Raw genomic sequence first — 10,818 nt, 5'->3', positions numbered from 1 at the left:
CCGACGCGGCAGGAGGCAGGCCATGTTCCACGACAGGACGAACGGGCATGAGCGGCACCGAACCCGAATGGCTGGCCTGGGCGCGGGAGATCCAGGCGACGGCGCAGACCGGCCTGGCCTTCACTCGCGATCCCTATGATCGCGATCGCTATGAGGCGCTACGCGATCTCGCCGCGCGGATGATGGCGGCGGGTAGCGATGCCCCCATGGAGCGGATCGCCGGACTGTTCGCGGCGGAGACCGGCTATGCGACCCCCAAGCTCGACGTGCGCGGCGCGGTGTTCGACGCGGAGGATCGGCTGCTGCTGGTGCGCGAGACCGCCGATCACGGGCGCTGGACGCTGCCGGGCGGCTGGGCGGACGTGAACCTGACTCTGGCGGAAAATGTCGTGAAGGAAGTGCGCGAGGAAAGCGGCTATGCGGTCCGCGCGCGCAAGCTGGTCGCGCTGTGGGACCGGACGCGCCAGGGTCACGGGCCCCTGGTCTTCTCCTGCGCCAAGGCCTTCTTCCTGTGCGACCTGCTCGGCGGCACGGCGACGCCGTCGATCGAGACGTCGGAAATCGGCTGGTTCGCGGAGGACGCATTGCCCGACGATCTGTCACTCGGTCGGGTGCAGCCCGGACAGTTGCGGCAGATGTTCGCCCATCACCGCGATCCGACCTTGCCGACCGCCTACGATTAAGGGGGTAGCTGGCCCCGTGCAGCACAGCCGGCTATGCCGCTTCAGGAAGGGGTCGACGACCAGGGACATGCGCAGGCGCGGGGGGACATGGGCGGTCGGCGTCGGCCTGGCGGTGGTGGCCGGATGCGCCGCCCCCGCCTGTGCCCAGACGGCCGCGATCAATGTCCCCGCCGCTCCCCTGTCCGCTGCGATCAAGGCGCTGGCGGAGCAATCCGGCGCGGCGATCGGCGCACCGGGGTCGCTGGCGGCCGTGCGGGTCCGGGGCGTCAGGGGGAAGATGCCGGTCGCTGCGGCGCTGCACCGGATGCTGCGCGGCACCGGCCTGCGCGCCAAGGCGGCGGGGCCCGGTGCCTGGCGGATCGAGGCCGGTCCCAAGGCCGCCTGGCCGGCCGCCGATGGCATCGATCCCCCGCCCGGCCCCGATATCATCGTCACCGCCACCAAACAGCCCGAGCCCGCCAGCCGGGCGGCACTGGCCCTGTCGGTCGCCGATGCCCGCACCCTCGCGGCGATCGGCGACGCGCCGGATGCCAGCGGGGTCGCGACGATCCTGAACTGGCCTGTCGAGCACCAATCTGGGTTCGGGTCGCGACCGGCTGTTCCTGCGCGGCATCGGCGACAGCCCGTTCGACGGCTTCGGTCAGTCCAGCGTCAGCGTCCAGCTCGACGAGGCGCGGCTGACCTATGATGCGCCCGATCCCGATCTGCGGCTGATCGACATGGCGCAGGTCGAGTTGCTGAAGGGACCGCAGGGGCCGCTCTACGGCACCGGGGCCCTGGGCGGCGTCTATCGGCTGGTGCCGGAGAAGCCGATGCTCGACCGTGTCGACGGCGCGATCCGGCTGGGACTGGGGACGACCGCGCATGGCGGGATGCAGGGCGCGGCGGACGTCATGGCGAACGTGCCCATCCTGCCCGACCGGCTGGCGGTGCGGCTGGTCGGCTATCGGATCGGCCAGTCGGGCTGGATCGACGAGGCGGGACGCGGGCCGAATGTCAACCGTGGGGAGAGCAGCGGCGGGCGGATCGCGATCCGGGCGAAGCCGACCGGCGACTGGACGGTCGACCTGGTCGGCGTGGCGCAGGGAGCGCGCATCGCCGACAGCCAATATGTCGAGCAGCGCGGGACCTCGTCGCGTGCCGCGCGCCTGCCGGAGCCGCAGGAAACCAATATCCGCATCGCCAGCCTGACCGCCACCGGCCCGCTCGCCGGGTTCAAGGTGACGGGGGTGGTCAGCACCGCGCGTCAGGAACTGGACGTGCGCTACGACGCTTCGGCGCGCGCGACGCTGCTTGGCGGCAGCGCGCCCGCCACCTATCGCGACGATCGCCGCTACGAGGTGGCCAATGCCGAATTGCGCGCCGCACGGACCGATGGACGGGTCGACTGGCTGGCCGGCGCATCGCTGCTGGTCGCCGACACCAATGCCTCGGGCGACCTGATCGCGCCGACCGGCGAGGCGCTCCGCATCCTGCGCTTCCGCCGCAGCGTGATCGAGGCGGCGCTGTTCGGCGAGGCGACCTACCGGATCAGCCACAGCCTGCGCGGCACGCTCGGCCTGCGGCTGTTCCGCTCCGCCGTGGCCGACGAACGGCGCGAAGTGGCGAGCGACGCCGCCGCCGACCGCGCGTCCCTGCGGGGCAGCCCCAGCGCGGCGCTGGCCTGGCAAGCGAACGACCGATTGCTGCTGTTCGCGCGCATCGCCTCCGCCCTGCGGCCGGGCGGCATCCAGGCGGCGGTACGGCCGAGCGACCAGCCGACCCGCTACCGCGCCGATACACTGCGCGCGATCGACCTGGGGCTGCGCTGGCAGCATCCCGCCACCGGGCTGTCACTCGACCTGGGGTTGTTCACCACGCGCTGGTCGAACGTGCAGGCGGATTTCCTGCGCAGCGACGGGCTGGTCATCACGCGCAATGCGGGCTTCGCCAACAATACCGGGATCGATACGACGCTGGGATGGCGACCGGACCGGCATTGGACGATCACCACCGGCCTGTTGCTGCAACGGGCGCGGATCGGCTCCGGCGTCGTGACGGTGGAAAATCCCGATCGTCGCCTGCCAGTCGTCCCCGATGTCAGCGCGCATGGCGAGATCGCCTATGGGTTCGAACAGGCCGGCTGGGCGATCGACCTGGGCGCGCGCGCCAGCTTCGTCGGCAATGCGCGGTTGAGCTTCGATCCGGGTCTCGACCGCCAGAGCCAAGCGGTGACGCTGACCGCCGCCAGTATCACCGCGACCCGTGGGCGCTGGACGCTCCGGCTGGGGATCGACAATATCCTCGATACGCGGGCGAACAGCTTCGCCTTCGGCAACCCCTTCTCGATCGCGCTCGGCGAACAGAACACCCCGGTGCGGCCGCGCACCAGCGCGCTATCGGTGCGCCGCCGGTTCTGAGGACGGCGCGGCCCGGCGAATGACCTCGTCCAGCACCGCCACGGTCAGCCCCAGCTTGCGCACCACCATGCGGTTATGCGCCACTTGCCCGCTCGGTTCCAGGAACAGCCATTGCTCCATGTCCAGGCCGCCATGGGTGCGAAAATGGAGGTGCAGCCGGTTGCCCTCCACCTCCCCCGTCACCGGCCCTTCGGCATCGGTCAGGCTCCCGACATAGCGGCCGGGTCCGTCGGGGCGGATGCGCCAGCGTCGCTCGCGCACCGGCGCGTCCCCCTGGCGGATGCGCTGGTCGAGCAGCAGCACGCCGTCCGCCCCGATCCGGCCGAGGCTGTCGACCGTCACCCGCTGCGGCGCGCGGAACAGTATCTTCAGCCGTGCCTCGCCATGGCTGGCGCCCGCGAAGAACGCCGCCGGCTCGAACGGCGGGGACGGCGCGGCGAACCGCTCCGTCTCGCCCAATCCGGCACATCCCCCGAGCATCAGGGCGGCCACCATGCACCATCGCGTCATCATCCGGCGGCAACGAGCCAAATCCCGTATCGGGCCCGGTCAGCCGGCCGCCTTGGCCTCCGCGCGGAAGCGGTGGAGCAGCGGCTCGGTATAGCCATTGGGCTGCGCGCATCCCTCGAACACCAGCGCCCGTGCCGCCTGGAAGGCGATGCTGTCCACCGCGCGCCCCGCCATCGGCCGGTAGAGCGGATCGCCGTCATTCTGCGCATCGACCTTCGCCGCCATCCGCGCCAGCGCCGCCTCGACCTGTTCCGCCGTGACGATCCCGTGCAGCAGCCAATTGGCGATATGCTGCGACGAGATACGCAGCGTCGCGCGATCCTCCATCAGCCCCACGTCATGGATGTCGGGCACCTTAGAACAGCCGATCCCCTGGTCGATCCAGCGGACGACATAGCCGAGCAGCCCTTGCGCATTATTATCGAGTTCCTCGGCGATCCCCGCCGCGTCCCAGTCGGGCCGGACCGCGACCGGCGGGGCCAGCAGGCGGTCGAGCGCGGCGACCGGCTCCGCCGCCCGCTCCGCTTGGCGCGCGGCGACATCGACCCGGTGGTAATGCGTCGCGTGCAGGGTCGCGGCGGTCGGGCTCGGCACCCAGGCGGTGGTCGCCCCGGCGCGGGGATGGGCGATCTTCTGGTCGAGCATCTCGGCCATCCGGTCGGGGGCGGCCCACATGCCCTTGCCGATCTGCGCCCGCCCGGCAAAGCCGCAGGCCAGCCCGATCTGCACGTTGCGATCCTCATAAGCGGCGATCCAGTCGGCCGCCTTCATCGCGCCCTTCCGGATCATCGGGCCGGCCTGCATGGCGGTGTGGATCTCGTCGCCGGTGCGGTCGAGAAAGCCGGTATTGATGAAGACGATCCGATGCCGCACCGCATGGATGCACGCGGCCAGATTGGCGGAGGTGCGGCGCTCCTCGTCCATCAGGCCGATTTTGATCGTGTGGCGCTCCAGCCCCAGCAGATCCTCGACCGCATCGAACAGCCGATCGCTGAACGCCGCCTCGGCCGGGCCATGCATCTTGGGCTTGACGATATAGATCGACCCGGCGCGACTGTTCGCGCGCGCACCGTTGCGGTCGTGGAGCGCGATCAGGCTGGTGACGATCGCATCGACGATCCCCTCCGGCGCGTCCCGGCCGTCGGCCATGCGCACCGCCGGGGTGGTCATCAGATGACCGACATTGCGGACGAACAAAAGGCTGCGGCCCTTCAGTGTAAAGGGACGGCCGTCCAGATCCCGATACGCCCGATCGGGTGCGAGATCGCGCGTGAGCCGCCGCCCCTGCTTCTCGAACGTTTCGGACAGGTCGCCGCGCATCAGGCCCAGCCAATTGGCATAGGCCTGCACCTTGTCCGCCGCATCGACCGCCGCGACCGAATCCTCCAGATCGCAGATCGTGGTCAGCGCCGATTCCAGCAGGATATCGGCCAGCCCCGCCGGATCGTCGCGGCCGATCGGGTGATCGCGGTCGATGACCAGTTCGATGTGCAGGCCATGGTGGCGCAGCAGCCAATGGTCGCCCGACCGGCCGACCAGTTGCGTCGCATCCGCCAGCCGGGGCGTGTCCCCGGTCCAGTCCGCCCATGTCCCCTCCGCCAGGGGCACCGCCGCGTCGAGAAACGCCTTGGCCCAGCCGATCACCTGCGCGCCGCGACCGGCATCATAGCCGCCGCCCGCCCCGACCGGCGCGATCGCATCGCTGCCGTACAGCGCATCGTACAGGCTGCCCCAGCGCGCATTGGCGGCGTTGAGCAGGAAGCGAGCATTGAGGATCGGCACGACCAGTTGCGGCCCGGCGAGCCGCGCCACTTCCGCATCGACGCCCTGCGGATCGATCGTGAATGGCGCGGGCGGGTCGACCAGATAGCCGATGTCCCGCAGGAACGCCTGGTAAGCGGCCTGATCGACCGGCGCACCGGCATGGCCGCGATGCCAATTGTCCAGCGCCGCCTGCATCCGGTCGCGCTCCGCGAGCAATGCCGCATTTTCCGGTGCGAATCGGGCCAGGATCGCCGCGAAACCGGACCAGAACGCCGCCGGGGCGATCCCGGTGCCCGGCAGCGCCCGGTCTTCCAGGAACGTCGCCAGGGCCGGATCGACGGTCAGGCCGGCATGTCGATGCTGCGTATCGGTCATTGTCCACTCCTCTGCCGCCGGTATACAGCACTCCCGGTCGTTCTGTAGACGCCGATATGTCGATGCAGTCGTTGCTCTGGGGAATGAATGATGATGGACCCCGATTATGACCTGTTCGTCGCGGCGGCGCTGCATGGCAGTCTGGCGGCGGGCGGTCGCGCACTCGGCATCTCCGCCACTATGGCGTCGCGGCGGATCGCCCGGCTGGAGCAGCGGTTGGGCGCGCAACTCATCCACCGCAGCACCCGCCGCTTCGCGCTGACCGAGGCCGGCGAACGCTTCCATGGCGAGTTGCAGCAGATCCAGGCGCAATTGCACCAGGCGGAGGTCCGGGTCAGCGGCCGGCTCGACACGCCGTCCGGGCCGTTCCGCCTGTCCGCGCCGACCTCCTTCGGGCGGCTGTACGTCGCCCCCCTGCTGCCCGAGTTCCTGGCCCGCCATCCGCAGGTCGCGCTGTCGGTCGACCTGTCCGACGGCTTTGTCGATCTGGTGGCCGGGCGCATCGACTGCGCGATCCGCATCGCCTCCGACATTCCGTCCAGCCTGGAGTCCCACCGGCTGGGCGACAGCCGCCGCGTGCTCTGTGCCGCTCCCGCCTATCTGGCGGAGGCCGGCATCCCGCGCACGATCGACGACCTATCCGCGCATCGCCTGCTCGCGGCGGACGGGCAGATGCCGTGGCGACTGCTGCACGGCCATCGCCACGTCGTCGTCGATCGGCCCAGCCATGTCCGCACCAACAGCAGCGAACTGATCCGCGAGCTGACCCTGTCCGGCATGGGGATCGCGCTGCGTTCGCTCTGGGACGTGGGCGAGGCGCTGCGCGACGGCCGCCTGGTCCGCGTCTTGCCCGAATGCCAGGGATCGAGCCGCGTCGGTATCCACGCCGTCCATCTGCGCGCGACGATGGTGCCGCCGGCCGTGCCCGCCTTCATCGCCTTCCTGCGCGAACGGCTCGACCCGGCGGCCTGGGACCGGGTGGATTAGTCTAGGTGGTGCGGATGATCCCGTCGACCACCGTCACCGGCCAGAGCGTCAGCCGCTGCCCCGCGCACGGACCGCCGACGCACAGGCCGTCCGCCACCTCGAACAGCGCGCCGTGCCAGCTGCACGCGATCCGGCCGCCGTCCGGCGTCAGATAGGCGTCCAGCGTCTGCGCCAGCGGCAGGCCCAGATGCGGACAGCGATCGACATAGCCGTGGACCTCGCTCCCCCGCCGCACGACGAAGCCATGGAAGCGCCCGGCGCGCATCTGCACGACGAAGTTGCGTGCCGCGCCGTCCGCCACCAGGTCCAGCGCGCCCAGCGCCACCCCGGCCGGCGTTGCGGTCAGGCGTTCGTCGCTCACCGGTCGGCGTCGGGCTGTCGGTCGGGATGCGCGGCCGCGATCTCGGGCAGCGCCATCGCCCGCTCCCCCGCATCGACCAGCGCAGGGAAGCGCGTCAGGTCGACCGCGAAACGTCGCGCCGCATAGAGCGCCGGCACGATGCAGCAATCCGCCAGCGTCGGCCGGTCGCCATAGGCGAAGCCGTCGCCATGCCGCTCGACCAGCCGATCGACCGCCGCCAGCCCGTCGCCGAGCCAATGCGCGATCCAGCGCTGCACCGCCGTGTCATTGGCGCCGAACTCTTTCCGCAAAGCGTTGAGCACGCGCAGATTGTGGAGCGGGTGCGTGTCGCTGGCGATGGTCGCCGCCATGGATCGCACGATCGCGCGGCCATTCGGATCGCCGGGCAGCAAGGGTGGCTGCGGATGGCATTCGTCCAGCCATTCGAGGATGGCGACGCTTTGCGTCAGCACCAGGTCGCCGGCCTCCAGCGTCGGCACCAGCCGTTGCGGGTTGAGCCGGGCATAATCGTCCGCCCGTTGCGCGCCGGTGCGCAGGTCGTGATGGACCTGTTCATAGGCGACGCCCTTCAGCGCCAGCCCGATCCGCACGCGATAGGCCGCGCCCGACCGCCAATAGCCGTGCAGCCGGATCATCGCGGCAGCACGGCCTTGGGAAAGTCCGCCCAGACCGCGTCATAATCGAGCTGGCTATGCGTCAGGGCGAAGTCGGTCGGGCGATAGGGCCAGCAGCTTTCCAGCATGAAGGCCATGGTGCCCGTGATCTTGTGCGGCTTCAGCTCCGCGTTCGATGCGCCCTGCCAGCTTGCCAAATCGGGGCCGTGCCCCGCCATCAGATTGTGCAGCGACAAGCCGCCGGGCTGGAAACCCTCCGCCTTGGCGTCATAGGCGCCGGTGATCAGGCCCATCGCCTCCGACATGACGTTGCGGTGGAACCAGGGCGGGCGGAAACTATCCTCCGCCACCATCCAGCGCGGCGGGAAGATGACGAAATCGGCATTGGCGCGACCGGGCACGTCGCTGGGCGAGGTCAGCACGGTGAAGATTGACGGATCGGGATGGTCGAAGCTGACCGTGTTGATCGTGTTGAACCGCGACAGGTCGTAGCGCCAGGGGGCGAGATTGCCGTGCCATGCGACCACGTCGAGCGGACTATGGTCGAGCGTCATCGTCCAGAGCGACCCCATGAACTTCTGCACGACTTCGGTCGGCGCGTCGCGGTCCTCGTACCAGGCGACCGGCGTCTCGAAGTCGCGCGGATTGGCGAGCCCGTTCGCCCCGATCGGCCCCAGATCGGGCAGACGGAACAGCGCGCCGTGATTCTCGGCGACATAGCCGCGCGCCGAGCCGTCGGGCAGCAGCGCGCGGAAGCGGACGCCCCGCGGGACCAGCGCGATCTGGCCCGGTGCGACGACCATCCGGCCGAGTTCGGTCAGCAGTTCCAGCCGCCCGTCCTGCGGAATGAACAGCAACTCGCCATCCGCATCGACGAAGACGCGGTCGACCATGTCCCGGCCCGCCGCATAGACGTGCAGCGCCACGCCCTCCAGATCCTCGGGCGGGCGGTTGACCAGCATCGTGGTCATGCCGTCGATCAGGTCGACCGGCGCCCCGGTCGCGACGATCGGGTCCCAGCGCAGCCGATTGGGGGCGAGCGCCGCCTCGCCGCTGCCCCGCACGAACCGCCTGGCGCCGGCATAGGGCTGATAGGCGGGATGCTCGGCGGTCGGCCGCATCCGGTAGAGCCAGGAGCGCCGGTTCTCATGCCTGGGCGCGGTGAAGGCCGTCCCGGACAATTGCTCGGCATAGAGGCCGAAGGGTGGACGCTGCGGCGAGTTGCGCCCGATCGGCAGCGCCCCCGCCACCGCCTCGGTCGCGACATGGTTGCCGAAGCCGGGGATATAGCCGTCGTCGGTGCGCTGCTCGGTCATCGCGTCCTCCGTTCCGCTCGGGATCAATCAGGCGTCCACCGTCACCACGCCGCGACGGATCTGGTCCAGCTCGATGCTCTCGTACAGCGCCTGGAAGTTGCCGTTGCCGAAGCCCTCATTGCCCTTGCGCTGGATGATCTCGAAGAAGATCGGACCGAACATGTTCTCGGTGAAGATCTGGAGCAGGATGCCCTCGTCCTTCACGTCGCCGTCGATCAGGATGCGGTTGCGGCGCAGCCGCTCCAGATCCTCGCCATGGCCGGGGACGCGCTTGTCGACCAGTTCGTAATAGGTCTCGATCGTGTCCTGCAACCGCACGCCGCGATCCCGCAGCTTCTCGACGGTGGTGAAGATGTCGTCGGTGGTCAGCGCCAGATGCTGGATGCCCTCGCCATTATAGTCGCGGATGAACTCCTCGATCTGGCTCTTGTCGTCCTGGCTCTCGTTCAGCGGGATGCGGATCGCCTTGTCCGGCGCGATCATCGCCTGGCTGAACAGGCCGGTGGCCTTGCCCTTGATGTCGAAATATTTCTGCTCTTCGAAGCCGAAGATCTGGTTGTAGAAGGTCGACCAGGTCCGCATCTGCCCGCGCCGGACATTGTGGGTCAGATGGTCGAGCAGGTCGAGCCCGACCGTATTGGCGGCCTCCGCCTCGGCCGCGCCCGGCTCCGCCTGCCAGTCGTCATAGAGCGAGCCGGCCGCGCCGTGGCGATCGACCAGATAGAGCAGCGAGCCGCCGATCCCCTCCAGCACATAGGCGCCCTCGCCCAGCGCGCTGGTCGACGCATCGGCCGCCTTCGCCCCGCGCGCCAGTGCCGCGTCGAACGCCGCCTTTGCATCGGCGACTCGGAACGCCATGCCGTTCGCCGAGGGACCATGGTCGCGGCGGAAGTCGGCCGCCTGGCCCTCGCCCATGCGGTTGAGCAGCAGGTTGATCCGCCCCTGCTTGTAGCGGACCACGTCGCGGCTCGAATGGCGCGAGGCGACGACGAAGCCGAGCTGCTCGAACTGCGCGGCCATGCGCTCGGGATCGGGGGAGGTGAATTCGCAGAACTCGAATCCGTCCAGACCCATCGGGTTGACGTCCATATGGTCCATCGTCGCTCTCCACTGGCACCAAAACTGGTATCCGTTGATACCAACATCCATCTTTGCGACGTCGGTGTCAACGGGTACGCTCGGTCCATGACCACGCCGCTGCTCGCCCTGGACGACTTCCTCCCCTATCGTCTGTCCTTCACCTCGAACCTGGTCAGCGACACGATCGCGCGGGCCTATGAATCGCTATTCGGGCTGTCGATCCCCGAATGGCGGCTGGTGACGGTGGTGGCGGAGACGGGCGGCATCACCCAGGCGGCGATCGGCGTGCGGACGCGGATGGACAAGGTGACGGTCAGCCGCGCCGCCATCGCGCTGGTCGAGCGCGGACTGATGGCGCGGACGCCCAATCCGGACGACCGGCGTTCGCATCTGTTGCAGCTGACGTCCTCGGGCGAGTCGCTCTACGCGGCGGTCGCGCCCAAGGCGATCGAGCTGGAACGCCGCATCTTCTCCGCCTTCCGGCCGGAGGAACTGGCGCAGTTCGCGGCGATGCTGCGGCGGATCGACGAACGGGCGCTGTCGGCGGCGGAGTGAGGGGTGGACGGGTCAGAGGAAACCCGCGTTCTTCTGTCCTTCTAGCATGTTCCCCGGCGAAGGCCGGGGCCCAGTTGGGAAGGTGGTGGTAACGGAGCGCTGCCCGTCGTCACCCATGTCCCCCAACTGGGCCCCGGCGAAGGCCGGGGAACAGCGTGTTAAACGAACAGCGAC

11 protein-coding genes are annotated in these 10,818 nt (G+C 69.5%); 5 read left to right on the top strand and 6 right to left on the bottom strand.

Features of this window, described 5'->3' with window-relative positions:
- Window positions 1-47 precede the first annotated feature (47 nt).
- From QE452_RS04700 to QE452_RS04690, 3 genes are all read left to right on the top strand, one after another.
- Complete coding sequence (locus tag QE452_RS04700) at window positions 48-683, top strand: NUDIX hydrolase (protein WP_309659809.1); 636 nt, start codon at window positions 48-50, stop codon at window positions 681-683.
- Window positions 684-750: 67 nt separating this feature from the next.
- Window positions 751-1,371: an STN domain-containing protein gene (locus tag QE452_RS04695; protein WP_309729669.1), complete on the top strand. Its 621-nt coding sequence runs from the start codon at window positions 751-753 to the stop codon at window positions 1,369-1,371.
- Window positions 1,259-3,082 (top strand): TonB-dependent receptor domain-containing protein, encoded by a 1,824-nt coding sequence (locus QE452_RS04690; protein ID WP_309730500.1) that lies wholly within the window; start codon window positions 1,259-1,261, stop codon window positions 3,080-3,082. The genes QE452_RS04695 and QE452_RS04690 overlap by 113 nt, the downstream gene beginning before the upstream one ends.
- On the opposite strand, the gene QE452_RS04685 is transcribed toward QE452_RS04690, so the two are convergent.
- Both QE452_RS04685 and QE452_RS04680 read right to left on the bottom strand, forming a co-directional pair.
- Window positions 3,059-3,577, bottom strand: coding sequence for a DUF3833 family protein (locus tag QE452_RS04685; RefSeq protein WP_309729666.1), 519 nt, complete (start codon window positions 3,575-3,577; stop codon window positions 3,059-3,061). The genes QE452_RS04690 and QE452_RS04685 overlap by 24 nt on opposite strands.
- A 54-nt stretch (window positions 3,578-3,631) precedes the next feature.
- Window positions 3,632-5,731, bottom strand: a complete 2,100-nt coding sequence (locus QE452_RS04680) for a malate synthase G (RefSeq protein WP_309659812.1) — start codon at window positions 5,729-5,731, stop codon at window positions 3,632-3,634.
- A gap of 87 nt (window positions 5,732-5,818) precedes the next feature.
- On the opposite strand from QE452_RS04680, the gene QE452_RS04675 reads away from it, so the two are divergent.
- Window positions 5,819-6,718 (top strand): LysR family transcriptional regulator, encoded by a 900-nt coding sequence (locus QE452_RS04675; RefSeq protein WP_309659813.1) that lies wholly within the window; start codon window positions 5,819-5,821, stop codon window positions 6,716-6,718.
- Between the two features lies 1 nt (window position 6,719).
- Here QE452_RS04675 and QE452_RS04670 read toward each other — a convergent pair whose 3' ends face one another.
- Genes QE452_RS04670 through hppD form a run of 4 tightly spaced genes read right to left on the bottom strand, consistent with a single transcriptional unit; the run spans window position 6,720 to window position 10,107 of the window.
- Window positions 6,720-7,079 carry a Rieske (2Fe-2S) protein gene (locus tag QE452_RS04670; protein WP_309659814.1) on the bottom strand — a complete coding sequence of 120 codons (360 nt, stop codon included), beginning with the start codon at window positions 7,077-7,079 and terminating at the stop codon, window positions 6,720-6,722.
- Window positions 7,076-7,714, bottom strand: coding sequence for a maleylacetoacetate isomerase (gene maiA / locus QE452_RS04665; protein ID WP_309659815.1), 639 nt, complete (start codon window positions 7,712-7,714; stop codon window positions 7,076-7,078). Before maiA ends, QE452_RS04670 begins: the two co-directional genes overlap by 4 nt.
- Window positions 7,711-9,009, bottom strand: a complete 1,299-nt coding sequence (hmgA, locus tag QE452_RS04660) for a homogentisate 1,2-dioxygenase (protein ID WP_309729663.1) — start codon at window positions 9,007-9,009, stop codon at window positions 7,711-7,713. Before hmgA ends, maiA begins: the two co-directional genes overlap by 4 nt.
- Before the next feature lie 27 nt (window positions 9,010-9,036).
- Window positions 9,037-10,107, bottom strand: coding sequence for a 4-hydroxyphenylpyruvate dioxygenase (gene hppD, locus QE452_RS04655; RefSeq protein ID WP_309659817.1), 1,071 nt, complete (start codon window positions 10,105-10,107; stop codon window positions 9,037-9,039).
- Window positions 10,108-10,194: 87 nt separating this feature from the next.
- Between hppD and QE452_RS04650 the strand changes: the two genes are divergently transcribed.
- On the top strand, window positions 10,195-10,644 hold the full coding sequence (locus QE452_RS04650; RefSeq protein WP_309659818.1) for a MarR family transcriptional regulator: 450 nt from the start codon (window positions 10,195-10,197) through the stop codon (window positions 10,642-10,644).
- The last annotated feature ends 174 nt before the right edge of the window (window positions 10,645-10,818 follow it).

This window comes from Sphingomonas sp. SORGH_AS_0438, from assembly GCF_031453475.1.
Taxonomy (GTDB): domain Bacteria; phylum Pseudomonadota; class Alphaproteobacteria; order Sphingomonadales; family Sphingomonadaceae; genus Sphingomonas.
Note: the sequence above shows the minus strand (reverse complement) of the source record. Positions and strands in the feature narration are given on the sequence as shown.